The sequence below is a fragment of the Bacteroides sp. OM08-11 genome (genome assembly GCF_003438665.1).
Lineage (GTDB): Bacteria > Bacteroidota > Bacteroidia > Bacteroidales > Bacteroidaceae > Bacteroides > Bacteroides cutis.
On sequence record NZ_QSTJ01000002.1, the window covers coordinates 589,274 to 609,949 of the forward strand.

Annotated in this window: 21 protein-coding genes; 10 read left to right on the forward strand and 11 right to left on the reverse strand. The window is 39.5% G+C overall.

The window, feature by feature from the left end; all coding sequences use genetic code 11:
- Positions 1 to 17: 17 nt before the first annotated feature.
- The 5 genes from DXC10_RS06230 to mce are packed head-to-tail and all read right to left on the reverse strand — an operon-like array spanning position 18 to position 4,605.
- Positions 18 to 1,178: a sodium ion-translocating decarboxylase subunit beta gene (locus tag DXC10_RS06230; RefSeq protein WP_101543146.1), complete on the reverse strand. Its 1,161-nt coding sequence runs from the start codon at positions 1,176 to 1,178 to the stop codon at positions 18 to 20.
- 1 nt (position 1,179) lies between these two features.
- Positions 1,180 to 1,611 (reverse strand): biotin/lipoyl-containing protein, encoded by a 432-nt coding sequence (locus tag DXC10_RS06235; protein ID WP_101543448.1) that lies wholly within the window; start codon positions 1,609 to 1,611, stop codon positions 1,180 to 1,182.
- Between the two features lie 24 nt (positions 1,612 to 1,635).
- Positions 1,636 to 2,568: an OadG family transporter subunit gene (locus DXC10_RS06240; protein WP_101543147.1), complete on the reverse strand. Its 933-nt coding sequence runs from the start codon at positions 2,566 to 2,568 to the stop codon at positions 1,636 to 1,638.
- 17 nt (positions 2,569 to 2,585) lie between these two features.
- Complete coding sequence (locus DXC10_RS06245; protein ID WP_101543148.1) at positions 2,586 to 4,139, reverse strand: acyl-CoA carboxylase subunit beta; 1,554 nt, start codon at positions 4,137 to 4,139, stop codon at positions 2,586 to 2,588.
- Positions 4,140 to 4,191: 52 nt separating this feature from the next.
- Positions 4,192 to 4,605, reverse strand: a complete 414-nt coding sequence (mce, locus tag DXC10_RS06250; protein ID WP_101543149.1) for a methylmalonyl-CoA epimerase — start codon at positions 4,603 to 4,605, stop codon at positions 4,192 to 4,194.
- A 174-nt stretch (positions 4,606 to 4,779) separates the two neighbouring features.
- Between mce and DXC10_RS16295 the strand changes: the two genes are divergently transcribed.
- The 3 genes from DXC10_RS16295 (at position 4,780) to DXC10_RS06260 (ending at position 7,856) form a co-directional block, all read left to right on the forward strand.
- Positions 4,780 to 4,917 carry a hypothetical protein gene (locus DXC10_RS16295; RefSeq protein WP_158557822.1) on the forward strand — a complete coding sequence of 46 codons (138 nt, stop codon included), beginning with the start codon at positions 4,780 to 4,782 and terminating at the stop codon, positions 4,915 to 4,917.
- 188 nt (positions 4,918 to 5,105) lie between these two features.
- Positions 5,106 to 7,373, forward strand: a complete 2,268-nt coding sequence (locus tag DXC10_RS06255) for a cation:proton antiporter (protein ID WP_117737520.1) — start codon at positions 5,106 to 5,108, stop codon at positions 7,371 to 7,373.
- A gap of 57 nt (positions 7,374 to 7,430) precedes the next feature.
- Entirely contained in the window at positions 7,431 to 7,856 is a 426-nt protein-coding gene (locus DXC10_RS06260; RefSeq protein ID WP_117737521.1) for an HIT family protein, read from the forward strand.
- Positions 7,857 to 7,943: 87 nt separating this feature from the next.
- On the opposite strand, the gene DXC10_RS06265 is transcribed toward DXC10_RS06260, so the two are convergent.
- The 5 genes from DXC10_RS06265 to DXC10_RS06285 all read right to left on the reverse strand — a co-directional run bounded on the left by DXC10_RS06265 (position 7,944) and on the right by DXC10_RS06285 (position 11,178).
- Positions 7,944 to 8,930: a Gfo/Idh/MocA family protein gene (locus tag DXC10_RS06265; RefSeq protein WP_101543152.1), complete on the reverse strand. Its 987-nt coding sequence runs from the start codon at positions 8,928 to 8,930 to the stop codon at positions 7,944 to 7,946.
- A gap of 20 nt (positions 8,931 to 8,950) precedes the next feature.
- The gene (locus tag DXC10_RS06270; RefSeq protein WP_117737522.1) at positions 8,951 to 9,367 is read right to left on the reverse strand and encodes an RNA-binding S4 domain-containing protein; all 417 of its coding nucleotides are present in this window, start codon (positions 9,365 to 9,367) and stop codon (positions 8,951 to 8,953) included.
- Entirely contained in the window at positions 9,364 to 9,927 is a 564-nt protein-coding gene (gene pth / locus DXC10_RS06275; RefSeq protein WP_117737523.1) for an aminoacyl-tRNA hydrolase, read from the reverse strand. Before pth ends, DXC10_RS06270 begins: the two co-directional genes overlap by 4 nt.
- A 119-nt stretch (positions 9,928 to 10,046) precedes the next feature.
- On the reverse strand, positions 10,047 to 10,637 hold the full coding sequence (locus DXC10_RS06280) for a 50S ribosomal protein L25/general stress protein Ctc (RefSeq protein WP_101543155.1): 591 nt from the start codon (positions 10,635 to 10,637) through the stop codon (positions 10,047 to 10,049).
- A gap of 136 nt (positions 10,638 to 10,773) precedes the next feature.
- Positions 10,774 to 11,178: a PUR family DNA/RNA-binding protein gene (locus DXC10_RS06285; protein ID WP_101543156.1), complete on the reverse strand. Its 405-nt coding sequence runs from the start codon at positions 11,176 to 11,178 to the stop codon at positions 10,774 to 10,776.
- A 209-nt stretch (positions 11,179 to 11,387) separates the two neighbouring features.
- Between DXC10_RS06285 and nusB the strand changes: the two genes are divergently transcribed.
- The 5 genes from nusB (at position 11,388) to DXC10_RS06310 (ending at position 14,859) form a co-directional block, all read left to right on the forward strand.
- Positions 11,388 to 12,314: a transcription antitermination factor NusB gene (gene nusB / locus DXC10_RS06290; RefSeq protein ID WP_101543157.1), complete on the forward strand. Its 927-nt coding sequence runs from the start codon at positions 11,388 to 11,390 to the stop codon at positions 12,312 to 12,314.
- A gap of 38 nt (positions 12,315 to 12,352) precedes the next feature.
- On the forward strand, positions 12,353 to 12,697 hold the full coding sequence (yajC, locus tag DXC10_RS06295; protein ID WP_101543158.1) for a preprotein translocase subunit YajC: 345 nt from the start codon (positions 12,353 to 12,355) through the stop codon (positions 12,695 to 12,697).
- 16 nt (positions 12,698 to 12,713) lie between these two features.
- Positions 12,714 to 13,730 (forward strand): CdaR family protein, encoded by a 1,017-nt coding sequence (locus tag DXC10_RS06300; RefSeq protein ID WP_101543159.1) that lies wholly within the window; start codon positions 12,714 to 12,716, stop codon positions 13,728 to 13,730.
- Entirely contained in the window at positions 13,720 to 14,313 is a 594-nt protein-coding gene (coaE, locus tag DXC10_RS06305) for a dephospho-CoA kinase (protein WP_101543160.1), read from the forward strand. Before DXC10_RS06300 ends, coaE begins: the two co-directional genes overlap by 11 nt.
- A 123-nt stretch (positions 14,314 to 14,436) precedes the next feature.
- The gene (locus tag DXC10_RS06310) at positions 14,437 to 14,859 is read left to right on the forward strand and encodes a DUF5606 domain-containing protein (RefSeq protein WP_101543450.1); all 423 of its coding nucleotides are present in this window, start codon (positions 14,437 to 14,439) and stop codon (positions 14,857 to 14,859) included.
- A 205-nt stretch (positions 14,860 to 15,064) separates the two neighbouring features.
- Here DXC10_RS06310 and DXC10_RS06315 read toward each other — a convergent pair whose 3' ends face one another.
- Positions 15,065 to 15,934 carry an AraC family transcriptional regulator gene (locus tag DXC10_RS06315; protein ID WP_233519881.1) on the reverse strand — a complete coding sequence of 290 codons (870 nt, stop codon included), beginning with the start codon at positions 15,932 to 15,934 and terminating at the stop codon, positions 15,065 to 15,067.
- 151 nt (positions 15,935 to 16,085) lie between these two features.
- Between DXC10_RS06315 and DXC10_RS06320 the strand changes: the two genes are divergently transcribed.
- Together DXC10_RS06320 and DXC10_RS06325 are read left to right on the forward strand one after the other, a co-directional pair.
- Positions 16,086 to 19,376: an SUMF1/EgtB/PvdO family nonheme iron enzyme gene (locus tag DXC10_RS06320; protein ID WP_117737524.1), complete on the forward strand. Its 3,291-nt coding sequence runs from the start codon at positions 16,086 to 16,088 to the stop codon at positions 19,374 to 19,376.
- A gap of 4 nt (positions 19,377 to 19,380) precedes the next feature.
- The gene (locus DXC10_RS06325; RefSeq protein ID WP_101543162.1) at positions 19,381 to 20,304 is read left to right on the forward strand and encodes a hypothetical protein; all 924 of its coding nucleotides are present in this window, start codon (positions 19,381 to 19,383) and stop codon (positions 20,302 to 20,304) included.
- Positions 20,305 to 20,676: the final 372 nt, after the last annotated feature.

Sequence of the window (20,676 nt, forward strand, 5' to 3'; positions counted from 1 at the left end):
TTTTAATTCAGAATGAATTACATCAAGAATCCTAGCAAAATACCGGCGGCTACTGCAGAACCGATAACACCTGCTACATTTGGACCCATAGCATGCATCAACAGATAGTTTGTCGGATCATATTCCAAACCTACTATCTGAGAGATACGTGCGGAATCGGGTACGGCGGATACACCGGCATTACCAATTAATGGATTAATCTTGTTACCTTTCTTCAGGAAGATGTTGAATATCTTCACGAAGAGTACACCGGAAGCTGTAGCAACGATGAACGAGAAGGCACCCAAACCGAAAATCCATAATGAATCTGTAGTCAAGAATTCAGATGCTTGGGTCGAAGCACCTACTGTAAGACCTAGCAAAATTGTGATTGTATCAATTAGTGGACCACTGGCTGTATTTGCTAAACGACGGGTTACACCACTTTCTTTCAGTAAATTACCAAAGAATAACATACCAAGCAAGGGCAAACCGGACGGAACGAGAAAACAGGTGAGTAACAAACCGATTATCGGGAACATTACTTTTTCTGTATGAGAAACAACACGCGGCGGTTTCATACGAATAAGGCGTTCGTGCTTGGTGGTGAGCAGACGCATGATAGGAGGTTGTATCACTGGTACCAGGGCCATATATGAGTAAGCCGATACCGCGATGGCCCCCATCAGATTAGGAGCTAACTTAGATGAAAGGAAGATAGCTGTTGGACCGTCGGCACCACCGATGATACCGATAGCACCGGCTTGCATCGGATCGAACCCGATAGCCAAAGCTGTCATGTAAGCACCGAAAATACCAAACTGTGCGGCTGCACCGATCAACATCAATTTGGGATTCGATATCAATGCGGAGAAATCCGTCATGGCACCGATACCCAAAAAAATGAGTGGAGGATACCAACCGGAAGTCACTCCTTGATATAAAATGTTGAGTACAGACCCTTCTTCATAGATACCAACTTTTAATCCGGCGTCCATATTGAAAGGAATATTGCCGATCAACATACCGAAACCGATCGGAATCAATAACATCGGTTCAAATTCCTTGGCAACTGCCAAGTATATGAAAAACAAACCTACCAGAAGCATTATCACGTGTCCGCCTGTTGCATTGGCAAAGCCCGTATAGGTCCAAAAGTCGGCAAGGTTGTTTCCTAAAAATGTGATAAATTCTCCCATATTATTCAATAATTACGAGGTCGGTACCTTCGAGAACAGAATCTCCTTTATTAACATTGATGGCGGTAATCTTTCCGTCTTTATCGGCATTGATGTTGTTTTCCATTTTCATGGCTTCCAGAATGATGATGACCTGACCTTTTTTCACGGTATCACCGACATTAACCTTGATATCAAGGATAACACCTGGCAATGGAGACTTCACACCAGATTTTCCGGTAGAGGCTGTAGCCGGTTTTACTACCGAAGTTGGAGGTACTGCCGGAGCTGTAACCGCTGGACGTACCACAGGTTTAACAACTACTTTAGGAGCTTTTTCCATTTCAACATTATAAGGAGTACCGTTCACTTCTACGTGAGCGATATTGTCTTCAATATCTCCAATGGTAACCTTATATACGTTACCGTTAATTTTATATTTATATTCTTTCATCATTTTATTTTTTAAAGGGTGACTTTACTTTCTCTGAGGAGTTTCACGCAATGTGTAAATTTTGGAACTCCATGGTGAATAGCTACGTTTTACACGAGTAATAGTAAGGACTGTGTCTTCCACATCGTGTACATTGCTTTGCATCTCGTGCATAGCCATTGCAATGGCGGCAAATACTTCACCCGGAGCTTCTCCTAATTGTTTCTCTTTGGCTTCTTGTTTATTAGTGATACCTTTTACTCTCATGGCGTTACGCTTACTGAGGTTGACAGATATTTTACCCACAATTTTGAAAGAGATATAAAGAAGAATCAATCCGCAGAATACTACACTCATGGCAGAGATAGCCATACCAATCCCGGCACTATCATGTTCCTCAAACTTTTCCATCTTGGCATTACTGTTGATGGTTTGGTTGTTGGTACTTGGGGTAACGTATTTGTCAGCACTTTCTCCTTTTACTTCCCATTCTTCGGATGCGTCACTGATACGGGCATAAGACTGATTAGCTTTTAATAAGCCGACAGGTACTGTTATCTGGTCAAGCAATTTTTTACCGGAGTCATACAAACCAATCCAGTTGGCATTCAAAGTATCTAACTTGAAATTGGTATGGAAAGTTCCACGATTAGGTTCCTCGTCAGCCCAGAACAATGCATGCTGACGGGGTTTTATCAATGTCAGTACGTCACCTTTCGGGATGAAATATGTAGCGGTATCACCAGGTTGGCTACTGAACTTCAAATAGCAGCCTGCAAGGTCGGCACTACCATACGATTTATTGAATATTTCAATCCATGCGCTGTGTACACCGTAGTCATCCTGAAAGTTACTTTCATTATCGATTAGCACTTCATTCAACAACAGTTTGGCGTTCGATTTCTTTTCTCCACAAGAAGAACAGAACCCCAACACTAGCATCAATGAAAGGAATATTCCAATTTTTGTTTTATTCATAAATTTAAGTTTTTGAATTAAAGAGGAATATTTCCGTGCTTTTTAGCCGGGTTAGTCAGTTTCTTGGTTTGTAGTTGTTGCAAGGCACGAATGATACGGAAACGTGTATTACGTGGTTCAATGACATCATCAATATAACCATATTTAGCCGCATTGTAAGGATTAGCGAACAGCTTAGTGTATTCGGCCTCTTTTTCTGCCAAAAACTGAGCTGGATTTTCTTGCTCTTTGGCTTCACGTGCGTACAGAACTTCTACAGCGCCTGCACCACCCATAACAGCTATTTCAGCAGTAGGCCATGCATAGTTCATGTCGCCACGGAGTTGCTTACAGCTCATCACGATGTGTGAACCACCGTAGGACTTGCGTAAAGTGATAGTAACTTTAGGTACGGTAGCTTCACCGTAAGCATACAACAATTTGGCACCGTGCAGAATAACACCATTATATTCCTGACCTGTTCCCGGAAGGAATCCTGGTACATCTACCAATGACACAATAGGAATATTGAAAGCATCGCAAAAACGAACAAAACGTGCACCTTTACGTGATGCATTACTGTCCAAAACACCTGCCAAATATTTAGGTTGGTTGGCTACAATACCCACGGACTGACCGTTGAAACGTGCAAAACCAATAATAATGTTTTTGGAATAATCTTTCTGGATTTCGAGGAATTCACCGTTGTCTACGATAGCGCCGATAACTTCGTACATATCGTAAGGCTTATTCGGGTTATCAGGAATAATATCGTTCAGAGAATCTTCTAAACGATCAATTGGGTCTGTACAATCTGTGTATGGAGCCTCTTCTAGGTTGTTTTGTGGAATGTAACCCAACAACTTACGGATAAGTGCTAAACCTTCTTCTTCGGTTTGAGCTGTAAAATGAGTGACACCTGATTTTGTAGAGTGAACGCTTGCACCACCCAGGTTTTCTTGGCTAACGTCTTCACCCGTTACAGTTTTCACAACTTTTGGGCCTGTGAGGAACATGTAAGAAGTTCCTTCCATCATCAATGTGAAATCAGTCAAAGCTGGAGAATAAACGGCACCACCGGCACAAGGACCAAATATACCAGAGATTTGCGGAATAACACCTGAAGCAAGAATGTTACGTTGGAAAATCTCGGCATAACCAGCTAAAGCATTGATACCCTCCTGGATGCGTGCACCACCTGAATCATTTAATCCAATACAAGGCGCTCCCATCTTCATGGCTTTGTCCATAATATGGCAAATCTTCAGGGACATGGTTTCTGACAAAGAACCAGCAGATACAGTGAAGTCTTGAGCAAAAATGTAAACCAGACGTCCTCCGATAGTACCGCATCCGGTAACCACACCATCACCGGGATAGTGTTTCTTTTCCATTCCAAAGTTTGTACACCTATGTTCAACGAACATATCCATTTCTTCAAAACTACCTTCGTCAAGAAGCATAGCTATACGTTCGCGAGCTGTATATTTTCCTTTCTCGTGTTGCTTGGCTATCGCTTTTTCACCACCACCCAGACGTGCTGCCGTACGGCGGTCTATAAGCTCTTTAATTTTCTCAAGTTGATTACTCATCTTATTATTTCCGATTTAATTATTAACTATTCCGATTAATATTACCTGTCGTTTACGGCTTTTCGCAAAGTTCAGTCAATACACCCAAAGTTGATTTAGGATGTAAGAAAGCGATGTTTAAACCCTCGGCACCTTTACGAGGTGCTTTATCAATGAGGCGTATACCTTTTTCTTCCACTTCAACAAGCGCATTGGCTACTCCATCTTCCACAGCGAATGCCAGATGGTGCATACCACCGTTACCATTGTTTTTTTCGATAAATTTGGCAATGGTGCTTTCGGGAGAAGTCGGTTCCAGCAACTCGATCTTTACGTCACCCACTTTCAGAAAAGCGGTTTTTACTTTTTGATCCTCTACAGTTTCAATGTTGTAGCATTTCAAGCCTAATACGTTTTCGTAGTATGGCAGAGCCTCTTCAATGCTTTTTACGGCAATGCCCAAATGTTCAATGTGTGAAATCTTCATAACTTTATTTATTAATGTTGGTATCGTCTTTCATGCCAAAATATAAAATCGTACAAAATAAGGTATTTCTAATTAAATAAAGAAATTTTTCGTCAATTAAATGTGCTGTAATTTGTCTGTCTTTCATTGTGGACATTTCGTGTTTATGTAGGCAATACTTTTTAGAATAAACAGATGATGGAGGTATTGGTGGCTATCGACCAATTTAGTGACCGTGACTTATCCGATAAAAATGTAGATGACGTTAAGTCTGATTTCTCTATTCTTTATCATGGAACAGCTTGTGAAACTTGTGAATTCTTCTATAGGTAAGTATTTGTATGAGGCTTATCTGAAGAATTTGATGGATGAACAAAAAATTGAAATACAGGAAACATTAGGAATATAAGGCTAGGTAAAAAAGTTTTTTATGCCAATAATCGGTTAACTTTTGAAGTGATATAAAATTTTACTTCTATTTGTTGTATCTTTGTTACCAAAAATACATTTGAGCAAATATTATGTCACATTTAGCTCCTTTGATAGCCGATTTGGCTTTGATTTTGATTTGTGCCGGCATCATGACGCTGTTATTTAAGAAACTAAAGCAGCCATTGGTTTTGGGATATGTCGTGGCAGGTTTTCTTGCCAGTCCGCACATGGCATATACCCCTTCGGTGATGGATACGGCAAATATACAGACTTGGGCGGATATTGGCGTTATCTTCCTTTTGTTTGCCTTGGGGTTGGAGTTCAGTTTCAAGAAAATAGTCAAGGTGGGAGGATCGGCTATTATCGCAGCTTGTACTATTATATTTTGTATGATATTGCTGGGAATAACGGTTGGAACCTCTTTTGGCTGGAAGCGGATGGACTGTATCTTTTTGGGAGGTATGATCGCTATGTCTTCCACAACCATTATTTATAAGGCATTTGATGACCTGGGAATGCGTAAGAAACAATTCACGGGATTGGTGTTGAGCGTGCTGATTTTGGAAGATATACTTGCGATAGTCTTGATGGTCATGCTGTCTACCATGGCTGTGAGTAATAACTTTGAGGGTACGGAAATGTTAGGTAGTATTGCAAAACTGCTGTTTTTCCTTATCCTTTGGTTTGTAGTGGGGATTTATCTGATCCCTGTTTTCTTGAAGAGATGCCGTAAACTGATGAGCGAAGAAACGTTGTTGATCGTTTCGTTGGGGCTTTGTTTCGGAATGGTTGTCATGGCGGCACATACCGGTTTCTCTGCGGCGTTTGGTGCCTTCATTATGGGGTCTATTCTAGCAGAGACGGTGGAAGCGGAAAGTATAGAACATTTGGTAAAACCAGTGAAAGATCTGTTCGGTGCCATTTTCTTTGTGTCGGTGGGGATGATGGTAGATCCGGCTATGATAGTAGAGTATGCAGGTCCTATTGTCATCATAACATTGGCTGTAATTATTGGACAGTCATTATTCGGGACTTTAGGTGTACTATTGGCTGGACAACCGTTGAAGACAGCCATGCAATGTGGGTTCAGTTTGACGCAAATTGGTGAATTTGCTTTTATTATTGCTTCTTTGGGAGTATCTTTGCATGTTACAAGTCATTTCTTATATCCTATTGTGGTAGCGGTATCTGTAATTACCACTTTTCTTACTCCATATATGATCCGTTTAGCGGAGCCGGCATCGAACTTTGTTGATGTACATTTGCCGCAGAAATGGCGGAAGTTCCTGATGCGCTATGCTTCTGGAACGCAGACAATGAATCATGAGAGTTTGTGGAAGAGACTGATATTTGCTTTGGTACGTATCACGATGGTCTATTCTATTATAAGTGTGGCAGTGATAGCCATTGCCTTCCGTTTTTTGGTGCCGTTGTGCCATGATGCGTTGCCCGGAGTGTGGGGTTCATTGTTGGCTGCTTTTATTATTATTTTGTTTATTGCTCCTTTCCTTCGTGCCATTATGATTAAAAAGAATCATTCGGTAGAGTTTGTTACACTTTGGCATGATAACAGGGGAAATCGCGCCCCTTTGGTGGCTACAATTGTACTACGTATCTTGTTGGCGGTCTCATTTGTAATGTTTGTTATTGGCGGACTGTTTAAGGTCTCTGTTGGTTTGGTCTTAGGAGTTGCGGTGTTGTTGGTTATTGTAATGATACTTTCTCGTCAATTGAAAAAACAATCTATAATGATAGAACGGACTTTCTTTCAGAATTTGCGTTCTAGGGATATGCGTGCAGAGTACTTGGGAGAGAAAAAACCAGAGTATGCAGGACGTCTGCTTTCTCGTGATTTACATCTGACCGATTATGAAATTCCCGGCGAATCGGCTTGGGCAGGTAAAACATTAGCAGAATTGAATTTTGGTAAAAAATATGGTGTGCATGTCGTATCTATTCTTCGTGGGCGGAAACGAATTAATATTCCAGGGGCTTCTGTACGCCTTTTCCCTCAGGATAAAATTCAAGTTATTGCCACAGATGAAGAATTGAATGTATTTGGTGATGAAATGGGTAAGGTTTCTTCAATGGATACGGATGTGGTAGAGAAAAGTGCGATGATATTACGTCAATTTCGAATAGATGAGAACTCGCCATTCTTGGGTAAAACGTTGAAGGAAGTCGGTATTCGCGAAAAATATCATTGCTTGATAGCCGGTGTGGAAAGAGGAGAAGAAACTCTACATGCCCCTGATCCTCATGAGCCTTTTGTAGAAGGTGATGTCGTTTGGATAGTTGGCGAAAATGATGATGTATATCAATTAGTTGGTAAAAATGATGAAATAGTAGACATGTAATACAGTGGAAAAAGTTATATTTGTTTCGTAAACATAAACGTTAATAAAAAGAATATTATGAAAAGTGATCCGAAAGAATGTCTGTATTGTCAGAATAATGAAACATTGCACAATCTGATGATTGAGATTGCGCAGTTGAGTGTGTCGCGTGTTTTCCTTTTTAAGGAACAAACTTATCGTGGACGTTGCTTGGTGGCTTACAAAGATCATGTTAATGACCTGAATGAATTAAGTGACGAAGAACGTAATGCTTTTATGGCTGATGTGGTCCTTGTGACACGTGCTATGCAAAAAGCATTTAACCCGGAAAAAATCAATTACGGCGCTTATTCAGATAAGCTTTCTCATCTCCATTTCCATTTGGCTCCGAAATATGTAGATGGTCCTGATTATGGGGGCGTTTTCCAAATGAATCCGGGAAAGGTATATCTGACGGATAAGGAGTATGAGGAACTGATCGAAGCGATAAAAAGAAATCTTTGATTAGGTGTAAAGTCAAGTATAAACTATAAGGTATAAACTATATGGAATTATGGTATAGTGATTAATGCTTTATAGTTTATACCTAATTTATAGTTTTCCTAGTATCTTATCCATTACCCAATTTGTCAGAGTAGCGCTTTCGCCGTCGCAACTGCAAACGGATTTTCCTAGTAGATGGTCTACTACAGCCTGAATAAGTGGTTGCTGAACGTATATTGGATTTTCTACGGGAATTTCTTCTCTTCCTCTTTCTGTATGTAGCGCAATAGGATCGTAGGTAAATACAGAGAAACAAATCATACCTTTATCGCCTATAATTTCGATACGGTCTTCACGGGCTGATTCGTGGGCAACAAAACACCATGAACCACTACCAACCAATCCATTATCAAATTGGAAACAGGCGCTCAATGTGTCTTCTGCCGGATAAAGTCCACCGCGATTACTCTTGTATCCATTGGCTTTGAGTATACAACCGAACATGTCTTGTAAGATATCTATCTGATGAGGAGCGAGATCGTAAAAATAACCGCCTCCCGCAATATCAGGTTGTACACGCCAAGGTAAGTTCTCTTTATTGTAATCTAGGTCTCGTGGAGGTTGGGCGAAACGGATCTGAATGTTGATAATATTTCCTATCGCATTTTCTTCTACTAAAGATTTGACTTTTTGAAAATAAGGAAGATAACGACGATAGTAAGCCACGAAACAGGGTACTCCGGTCTCTTGTGAAATACGGTTTATGCGGCAACATTCTTCGTAGGTAACAGCCATTGGTTTTTCTATGTATACCGGTTTTCCCGCTTTCATTGCCATAATAGCGTATGTCGCATGTGAAGAGGGAGGGGTAGCGATGTATACGGCATTTACTTCTTCGTCATCAATCAATTCTTGCGCATCGTCATACCATTTAGCAATATCTCTTTCTTTGGCATATGCTTTGGCTTTAGAGACGTCTCGACTCATCACTGCTACTACTTCGGAATGGTCTATTTTCTGGAAGGCAGGTCCACTTTTATATTTGGTCACTTCTCCGCAACCGATAAATCCCCATTTTATTATTTTTTCGCTCATAATTTGATACTATTTGAGTATTATTCTTCAAAGTCGAAGTCGAAATCAAAGTCATCTATAAATTCCGGAGTAGTGAACTCATCCAGAGTGCGTCGATCTTTCTTAGTGGGGCGTCCAGTTCCCTTTGCTCGGTTAACGAAACCACTGACATGACTCATTTCCAATAGTTCATATTGATCAGGAGTGGTTACATTTTCCATCATTTCGGCAACAAGTTTGGCTCCCACGCGTTTTTCAATGGGCTGTAACACTTTGAAAGAATAAGTGATAGGTGGTTTCCGTACTTGTATTACATCTCCCGGTTTTATCATACGGGCAGCTTTGGCTAGTGTACCGTTAATGCTTATACGTCCTTTTTTACAAGCTTCGGCAGCTATAGTACGAGTTTTGAATATACGTACAGCCCACATCCATTTATCTATTCTTGCTTCACTCATTTCTTATTAAACTGATTCATTGTGATATCAATTCCTGCCAAACAAAAACTTTTTATGATTTCACCGGCAGTTTCCAGACATTCATTCATTGTTTTTAAATCCTCGTCAGTAAAGTGTCCGAGTACATAGTCAATCTGTCCTCCACGAGGAAATTCGTTACCGATACCAAAACGTAAGCGAGCATAACTTTGTGTTCCTAAGGTTGCAGCGATATGTTTGAGGCCGTTGTGCCCGGCATCACTTCCCTTACCTTTCAGGCGTAATGTACCAAAAGGTAATGCCAGGTCATCTACTACTATCAATACATTCTCTAACGGAATATTTTCTTTTTGCATCCAATAGCGTACGGCATTACCGCTAAGGTTCATAAAAGTAGAAGGTTTCAATAACAATAGTTGGCGACCTTTGATGGATATGGTAGTAGTAAAACCATAACGTCCGTCAATAAAAGTTGTACCTGCTGCTTTTGCTAATGCATCTACTACCATAAAACCAATATTATGGCGAGTTTCATGATATTCCGGTCCTATATTACCCAATCCCACAATTAAATATTTCATTATATAATGATTTGTGATTTAATAAAGAACGCGAATTACCGCAGTAGTCCGCGGATATAAAATCTGCGTCACCTGCGTTAATCCGCGTTCCGAATATTTTCTTACTAAAGAAGTACTGATTAATTTGCAGCAGCTGCAGCAGCACCTCTTGCCGCACGAGTCAACTTAACTGCGCATACAACAGCTTCTTTGGCATTCAGTAATTCTAAACCTTCATAGCTTAATTCACCGACCTTTACAGTCTTACCTAGGCCTAAATGAGAAACATTAACTGATAATTTCTCAGGAATTACGTTATACAAAGCTTTTACTTTCAATTTACGCATTTGCAGAGTCAATTTACCACCGGCTTTTACACCTTCAGCCAAACCTTCCAACTGTACCGGAACTTCCATTACGATAGGTTTAGCTTCATCAATTTGATAGAAGTCAACGTGCAGGATAGTATCCTTTACCGGATGGAATTGGATATCTTTCATGATAGCGTTTACTTTTTTACCATCGATAACCAAGTCTACTACATAGATGTGCGGAGTATAAACCAAGTTACGCAATCCTTCTGCCGGTACTGTGAAATGTATATTTTCACCTGCTCCGTAGAGTACACAAGGTACACCGTTGTCTTTACGAATAGCTTTCAAAGCTCTAGCTTGTTCTGAAGAACGTTCTGCAATAGTTCTTGCAGTTCCTTTGATTTCAATTGATTTCATTTCTTTAAAAATTGTGTTACTCTAAATTAAGTATGTTTTTGCTTAATTCACCATCACACGATGCGATTAACCACACGATGTTGCAAAAAGCGGTGCAAAATTACAGCTTCTTTTTGAATTATCAAAGGGTTGGCTCTTAAAAATCAATATCAATTTTGATTTCGCCGGTCAATGGAGATTCTTTTCCTTCTTTGTTTGCTATTTCCGATGGTTCACTACTTGTTTTTCTTTCGCTATCATTATCTCGAGCATAGCAACCTTGTTGCTCTTGGATAAAGCTGATAGCTTGTTGCAGACCATTCATGAATTTATCAAAATCTTCTTTATACAAAAAAATCTTGTGTTTTTCAAAACTTACCAGGGAATCGTCTCCTTCACCCATTATCACCTTTTTACTTTCAGTAATAGCAAGGAACATTTCATCCTTCCTGTTCTTCTTTACGTCTAAATAATAGATGCGTTTGCCGGCCTTAATGGATTGGGAAAATACAATCTCTTTGTCGTTCATATCCATTCCGGTTTTCTTCTTAAAGTCTTCCATATAATATAGGTCTCAATTTGATGTTAACTTGTAGCTCGTCATTTATGGCTTTGCTTATCGGGTCCAAAATTGACGATTTTTTTTAAACTGTCAAAAGAAAAAGCTCGGATAATGCTTATCTACATTAAAAAATGTGATTTATTTATGTAAACTCATTAAAAATGCATACTTTTGCAACTCGTTAAAACACCAGTATTTACTTTATAATTATGATTAACAGAGTTCTTATTCGTCTTAAGATTATACAGATTGTATATGCTTATTATCAGAACGGTAGTAAAAATTTAGACTCAGCGGAGAAGGAATTATTCTTTAGCCTGTCCAAGGCTTATGATCTTTACAACTACTTGCTTATGCTGATGATAGCTTTGACGAACTACGCACAAAAGCGCATTGATGCGGCAAAAGCTAAATTAGCTCCTACGGCCGAGGAGCTGTATCCTAACATGAGATTTGTAGAAAACAAGTTTATTTCTCAATTGGAAGTGAATAAGCAGTTAATGGATTTTATCACTAACCAAAAACGTACTTGGGCCAATGATGAAGATTTTGTCAAAGGGTTGTATGAAGAAATAGTTGCTTCTGATATATATAAGGAATACATGGCTTCTTCGGATAAGTCTTATGAAGTTGACCGTGAATTGTGGAGAAAGATATATAAGACGTATATTTTTGGTAATGAAGCATTGGATGTATTACTTGAAGATCAAAGTCTTTATTGGAATGATGATAAGGAGATTGTAGATACTTTTGTGCTGAAAACGATTAAGCGTTTTGAAGAAAAGAATGGAGCCAATCAAGAGTTATTGCCTGAGTTCAAAGATGATGAAGATCAGGAATTTGCTCGTCGTTTGTTCCGCCGTGCTATTTTGAATAGCGATTATTATCGTCATCTTATCAGTGAAAATACACGTAATTGGGATTTGGATCGTGTCGCTTTTATGGATGTAATAATTATGCAATGTGCATTAGCGGAAATTTTGAGCTTTCCGAACATTCCGGTCAGTGTTTCGTTAAATGAATATGTAGATATTGCTAAAGTATATAGTACGTCAAAGAGTGGTAGCTTCGTTAACGGTACTTTGGATGGAATAGTTAAGGAATTGAAAAAAGAGGGCAAGTTGGCTAAAAACTGATACCTTTGTTGAATAATAAAAATTAAAACTGAACATTTATGAATTTAATGACTGTATTCTTCTTGCAAACTTCTGGAGCAGCTCCAGGTATGGGCGCAGGTGGTGGTAGCATGATGTGGATAATGTTAATAGCAATGTTTGTTATTATGTATTTCTTTATGATTCGTCCACAGAATAAAAAGCAGAAAGAAATTGCAAATTTCCGCAAATCTCTTCAGGTAAATCAAAAAGTTATTACTGCTGGTGGTATTCATGGTATCATCAAAGAAATCAATGATAATGATGTAGTGCTTGAGATTGCTTCTAACGTTAAGATCCATATTGATAAAAATTCTATTTTTGCCGCAGCTGCTGATGCAAACAGTAGCCAGGCTGCTAAATAAATAGGGATGAAGGCCTATGTTTGAACGTAGGAACATAAAACATATTTATTTGAATATAACTCGAAAAATAAAGAACTTTCTGCTCAGTGAAAAGAGTAGAGAGTTCTTTGTTTTTTTATTTTTTTTCGTTGTTGCCGGAGGATTTTGGTTATTGCAAACTTTGAACAATGACTATGAAACTGAATTTTCTATTCCCGTTCGTCTTAAGGGAGTGCCTAATAACACAGTTATTACGTCGGAGCCAGCTGCTGAACTACGTATAAAGGTAAAAGATAAAGGAACTGTATTACTTAATTATATGTTAGGTAAAAGTTTTTATCCGATAACTCTTGAGTTTTCTGATTATAACGGAAGCAATAACCATGTACGTGTATATGCATCGGAGTTTGAAAAGAAAGTTCTTAGTCAATTGAATGTTTCTACCCGTTTGGTTTCGATGAAGCCTGATACATTGGAATATATTTATTCAACGGGGGTATCTAAACTGGTACCGGTGAGGTTGCAAGGTAGTGTAAGTGCAGGACGCCAGTATTATCTATCCGATACGATTTTTAAACCGGATTCTGTTCTGGTATATGCTCCTGCTGGGGTACTGGATACGATAACTGCCGCTTATACGCGTCAGATGAAATTAGAAAATATTTCAGATACTTTGAAACAGCAAGTGCCTTTGCTTACTCGGAAAGGAGTCAAGTTTGTTCCCGCTTCTATTGAAATGATACTCCCTGTGGATATTTATACGGAGAAGACTGTTGAGGTACCTCTGCGTGGTATAAATTTTCCTGCGGATAAGGTACTTCGTGCTTTTCCTTCGAAAGTTCAAGTTACTTTCCAGGTTGGGCTTAGCAATTTTCGTCGGATTACGGCAAGCGATTTCCATCTTAATGTTTCTTATGAAGAACTTCTGCGTCTTGGTTCGGATAAATATACTGTAAGGTTGAGAAATATTCCTGAAGGTGTAAGCCAGATACGTTTTAATCCGGAGCAGGTCGATTTTCTTATAGAACAAGTTTCTCCCAAATATGTCAATTAAGATAGGTGTTACCGGTGGTATCGGTAGTGGAAAAAGTGTGGTATCCCATTTGTTGGAGATAATGGGAGTTCCTGTCTATATATCAGATATTGAAACTAAACGGTTAATGACAACGGATATTCGTATCCGGCAGGAATTGAAAGCTTTACTGGGGGAAGAGGTGTATAGGAACAGTGAGCTAAATAAGCCTTTGCTCGCCACTTATTTATTTGGGGATGCGGAACATGCCAGACAGGTGAATGATATCATTCATCCCCGGGTAAAGGATGACTTTCGTCAATGGATACGGCAGCGGAATGAATTTTCGATATTAGGTATAGAATCTGCAATTCTGATTGAAGCCGGTTTTTCGGTGGAAGTGGATACGGTTGTGATGGTATATGCTCCTGAGGAGATACGTTTGCAACGTGCAATAGAGCGGGATGCTTCTACACGCGAATTGGTAGAAAAACGTATTTGTAGCCAAATGAATGATGAAAGAAAACGTATGTTGGCTGATTTTGTGATAATGAATGATGGTGAAACACCGTTAATTCCTCAGGTTTTGGAGTTAATCACTTCGCTGTCTCAAAATAATTCCTAACTTTAGATAAGGTAGACATCGCTTTCACAATAAAAATAGGTGAGCTTATTTTGTATTGTCTTTGGCTTGCATTATCTTTGCTCACCGAAAAAATAACTACTAATTACAAAAAAAGAATATACTATGTTGAAGACTATTTTGTCTATCTCCGGTAAACCGGGATTGTATAAACTTATTTCTCAGGGAAAGAATATGTTGATTGTAGAATCGCTTGTGGACAAGAAACGTTTTCCTGCTTACGGTAATGAGAAAATTATTTCTTTAGGCGATATTGCTATGTATACAGATACTGAAGATGTACCTTTGAAAGATGTATTGCTTTCTGTAAAGCAGAAAGAAAATGGGGCTGTTGTAACTATGGATCTAAAGAAAGCTACAGCCGATGACTTACGCTCTTATTTGGCAGAGGTGTTACCTGCTTTCGATCGTGATCGTGTTTATCCGTCGGATATCAAAAAATTGATTTCATGGTATAATCTGCTTGTGGCAAGTGGTATTGACTTTGAAGATGTTGCCGATAAAGAAGAAACAGAGACAGCGGAATAAACGTTAGTTTTGAAATATGATAAAAAACGGAGAGTGAATGTCCGGAAACTCTTGACGTACTCTTTTTAGATTGGATTACACGGATTTCGCAGAATAAATAAAAATAGCGAAATCCGTGTAATTTGTATTTGGAATTATTGTATTATACAAGAAGAAGATAAAACCTCAAGTATCTTTTGGGAGAATTATGATATCTTTTGCTAAGTCAGATATTGTCTCTGTATTCCCGTGGAGAATGTCCTGTTTCTTTGGTGAATAACTTTGAAAATTGTGAAAGGTTGGGTATACCTACAGTTTCAGCAATTTCTTTGATGCTCAACCGGGACGCCAGTAATAGTGTTTGAGCACGCTCTATCCGTTTCGCCTGTATGTATTGAATGGGGCTCATGCCGCTTACTTGTTTGAATATGCGGGTAAAATGATCAGAACTCAAGCACATTTGTTCTGCCAAATCGCTGACATGAATATTCTGATATAAATGATTATCAATATAACTGAAGATATCCGTTAGTCGTTCATATTGATTCCGTGATTTAGATTCCAATAATTGTGTATTTCCAAGAAAACGGGAAAACAACTGTAATAAAATACCGTTACTTTCTATTTCCTGACTCAGATTATAATTCACTTTATTTTGATTTATCGTATAGATATCCGGTATGTTGTCATAAGTCTTGGGATCGGGATTTTGTATAGCGCAGTTGGGGTTCAGTTCTATGAAACGGAGCATGAGCATACGGTCCATTTCGTTTGCCGGAAGTTGGTAATGGATTTGAGTATTATCGAATAGACTTTGTCCGCCTATCAGTTGGTCAAAAAAGCATATATAATAATGATTCATGAAATTGTCGCACTCGTACATGTGAAAAGTGAATTTTGGGATAATGAATAATTCTCCTGCTGATATATAATACTTTTTTTTGTTCATATACACTGCCGCTTCTCCTTCGTCAATCAGATACATGCGGGAAAAAGGACTGATGACATTCTTGTAACACCATTCCTTACCAGCCATATGATAACCTGCATAAAGCATTTGTAAAGAGAGTGTGTTTTTTTCGTTTAGTATCTTCATATTCCGGGTAATAAACTGATAATTTAGCAAAAATATGATTATTCCGATTGGAAATATCGTTTTTTGCAAAGTTTTGCACAAACTTTTATGTCAGTAGAAAGCGTTATATCGTTTATTTTTGCAAAATCAATAATATAAAACACGTAATACTATGAGACACTTTTGTTTATTCATTTATCTGTTGTTATTAGGTAGCATTACTTCTTCCGTTTTTTCACAAGGATTGGAATATCGTTTGAAATTTTATCAGCCGGAGAAATTCCGGGCCACTGTCCGTTCGCTTCAGCAGACACATAAATTTGCTTATCAACCTGCCAAAGGTTGGGAGGAAGCTATCAAGGCACTTGAGGATAATCGAGTATCTCTGATTGAAGGAATAACAAAAGGTGACAAAAAAGCAATCCGGCAAGCAGAAGAAATATTGAATACGTTGGATGCAACTTTATTGGCCAATCCGTTGATAAAGGGAAAACAGATTGTTACTATCCGTCGTATATTGGGCAATAAGGCACGTACTGCTATTCGGGGTGATTTGGGAATTGTTCCGGCTAATTTTCATAATAACTTTGCAATCCCCCATCCTTCGAAGGACTGGAATAATGAATTCGTTTCATTGAATATCATTCCGGGGAAAATACAATATAAAACATTGTATAGACCAACTGAAGGGGTTATCATTTCCGATCCGGAGCCTCATTTTGATGGTGAAAGGTTGATGTATTCTTCCATAGGTACCAATAATCACTGGCATTTGTTCGAGTTGAACCTGAAAGATGGGGCAACCAAACAACTTACTCCCGAAAGTTATCGTGATTTCGATTCCTTTGATGGGTGTTATGCCCCTGATGGGAGTTATATCTTTTGTTCTACCGGTACATTCCTAGGATTGCCTTGTACGGACGGAGGAAGCCATATGTGCGGACTTTTTCGTTATGATCCTGCTACCGGAGATACTCGCCAACTTACTTATGATCAGGATAGCAATTGGGGACCGGTAGTTATGGATAATGGGATGATTTTGTACCAACGTTGGGAATATGCCGATATTCCACATTCAAACTCACGTATCATGTTCACAATGAATCCTGACGGTACAAATCAACGTGCTTATTACGGTTCCAATTCCTATTTTCCTACATCTTACTTCGATGCACGTCCCATTCCCGGAAGTTCGTCGGCAATGGTGGGTATTGTTACAGGGCATCACAGTATACCTCGTAGTGGACGGCTCATTCTCATTGATACCAGTAAAGGGCGACAAGAAGTGGACGGCGTTATCGGTGAAATTCCCTATTCGGGTCGGAAAGTACAAGCCGAAATCAGAGATCGTCAGGCAGATGGATGTTGGCCGCGCTTTCTACATCCTTGGCCATTGAATGATACTTATTATCTTGTTGCAATGAAAGCTACCCCCAATTCGTTATGGGGAATTTATCTGGTAGACACTTTCGATAATATGACACTTATTACAGAAGAAGAAGAGGTGGCTTATTTGTCTCCGGTATTGGTTGAGAAACGTCGTACCCCTCCTGTTATTCCCAATATGGTGACACCGGAAGCTAAAGATGCTACTATTTTCATTCAGGACATTTATATCGGTGGCGGGCTGAAAGATATTCCCCGTGGCAGTGTGAAGAAACTTCGTATCGGTACTTACGACTTCAGCCCCTGGAAGCAGGGCGGGCTGTTGGGAACCATCGGCATGGATGGACCATGGGATATCAAACGTATTGTAGGTGAAGCCGATATAGAAGAAGACGGTTCAGCTCTATTTAAAGTACCTGCCAATACTCCACTCTTTATTCAGCCGCTTGATGCTGAAGGAAAAGCTCTACAAGTGATGCGTAGTTGGTTTACGGCTATGCCAGGTGAAGTACTCTCTTGTATAGGTTGTCACGAAGATCGTAATATGATTGTCATTCCACGTAAAACGAAAGTGTCCGACAAAGCTCCTCAATCCATACTGCAATGGCAGGGAAGGGAACGTGGATTTAGTTATCGCCATGAGGTACAACCTGTTCTGGATCGTTATTGCGTAGGATGCCATGACAGTGAAAATAATGGTCGTCCCTATTTGAAAGGAGACAAATGGATTACTGACTGGAGTTCTCAGATCTCAGGTAGAGCCAGTTCCTCCTATGGCGGACATTTTACTAAATCCTATGTCGACCTTCATCGTTATGTACGTCGTCCTGGTATTGAAAGTGATATGCATATGCTTGTTCCCATGGATGTACATGCCGACCAGACAGAGTTGATACAGTTACTTAATAAAGGTCATCATAATGTGAAACTTGATTCAGTTTCTATTACCAAATTGGCTTGTTGGATTGATTTTAATGCGCCGTTCCATGGAAGACGCAGTGATATTGCAACTTACGACAGAACCAAGCAAAGCCGTGAACTCCGTGCCTTGTATCGTGATATGTTCGGTGCACCGGAACAGGACTTGGAGTGGCTTCCTGAGATACCGGATGATATTGAATTCCGGGCTCCTGTAAAAGTTATGGTAGAAAAAGGTGATACTTTGCTTAAGGGGTGGCCAATACCGGGAAAACAAGTACTGAATATGCAATCTAACCAGATGAATGACTATCAGATGACTTTAGAAATATCCAAAGGTATAAACTTGAAACTCATCAAAGTACCTGCTGGTAAATTCATCATGGGAAGTACTCGTCAGACAGATGAAATGCCACAAACCGCCGTTACTATCGAGAAGCCTTTCTGGATAGGGCAGTTTGAGATTACCAATCGTCAGTTTCGTGCTTTCGATCCCACGCACGACAGTCGTGATGAACATCGTCATGGTTATCAGTTCGGACGTAGAGGATACTCTATGAACGGTGAAGAACAGCCGGCGGTCCGTGTTTCGTGGAAACAGGCGATGGAATTTTGTGAATGGTTGTCTAAAAAGACGGGTATGCATTTTTCCTTGCCTGACGAAGCGCAGTGGGAGTGGGCGTGTCGTGCAGGAAGTAATACCGATTTTTGGTTTGGTAATTTGGGAGTAGATTTCTCTCCTTATGCCAACATGGGTGACATCCGTTTAAAAGAATTTGCTGCCTGTACTGCTTATAAGTTCTATGAAAGTGCACGAATCATACCCAATCCCAACCAATACGATGATTGGATTCCACGTGATACTACCTATAATGATGGTGGATTCATATCTGAAGAGGTAGGAAGATACATCGCTAATCCGTGGGGGGTATATGATATGCACGGCAATGTTTGGGAGTGGACTCGTTCTGTTTATAAACCCTATCCTTATCGGGCAGATGATGGACGGAATGATGTGGCTATTACTGGCGAAAAGCGTGTAGCCCGTGGTGGTTCGTGGTATGATCGCCCCTTCCGTAACACTTCTTCATTCCGCCTTCCTTATCGTGATTATCAAAAAGTATATAATGTTGGTTTCCGGGTTGTAATGACAGAATGATTGTATGAAAAGACGTAACTATCTATTTTTCTTTATATGCCTTCTGTACTTGTATGCCTGTTCCATACAAATACAGGGGCAAGATACTTCGTTTTCCTTTTTTCGGAAATATGGAAAAGAGAAGTTGTTGATTGCAGGATGCGGGTGGAATAAAGTGGCTGTGGTGGATAAACGAACCGGTTGTCTGGACTGGGAACATCTTTTAGGGAAAGGAGAAGACTGTAATGATGTGGAGTTGACCAAAGAAAAAAACATTCTGTATGCCTATACTTCGGGAGCCAGACTCATCACTCCTTCACAACAAATTGTGTGGGACTATGAAGTGAAGGTACGTGAAGAAGAGTTGTTTACCGCTACTCAACTCAATTCCGGCGGTTATTTACTTGCTATCTGTGGGCATCCTGCGCGTATTGTCGAATTGGATAGCCAGGGTAATCCATTAAAAGAAATACAATTTGAAACCGGTATTAAGCGCGTACATAACCAGTTCAGGCAAATAGAAAAAACCAGATACGGTACGTATCTGGTTCCTTTATTTGCTACTGGAAATTTGATAGAAATTGATGCTACTGGAAAGATTATCAATCAAGTACAAATAGGTGGAACTCTGTTTAGCATTAAGCAACTGAAAGATGGAAAGTTGCTTGTTGCCTGTGGTGACGGACATAAATTGGTAGAAGTGGACACTAATATCTGGCAGGTAGTTCGCACAATTTCATCAGATGATATCCGGGGGGTATCCTTACTCTTCGTTGCGGAATCTTGCGTTTATCGTAAAGGACGAATTTTGATATGTAACTGGAACGGGCACAGCGGAGATAAATCTCAGCCCAAACTTGTTGAGATTGATCATAAAAACAGGATAAGGTGGACGTTGAACGATCATGGTGAGGTAAAAAATATTTCTGCAGTTTATCCGTTGCCTTGAGTTTTTTACGTTTTTCTTCAGTCATGTCAAGTGGTGCTTTATGGACTTAAGCGGTCATATCGGTCGTTCGAGAAATATCCGTATAGTTAATCGCTATACAAAGTGTTTCTCGGGATCTTTTCTTTTTGATTGTGTTGTTGAACAATAAACATGAAACCGAAAAATAGAGCAGAAATCGTGTGACTTTTTTTGAATATGGATATAACTTGTAGGTATATAATGAAAATAGGGCTATCCAATAAAGATAATTGGATAACCCCGGATAATATGAAAAGCCGTTCGTACTTTTCTTGAAGTGTTTTTTATGCTGTTATAGAAGTTAACATTGTACATCATAATAAGTTAACTTCCTTGTTCGTATTTAGTTAACTT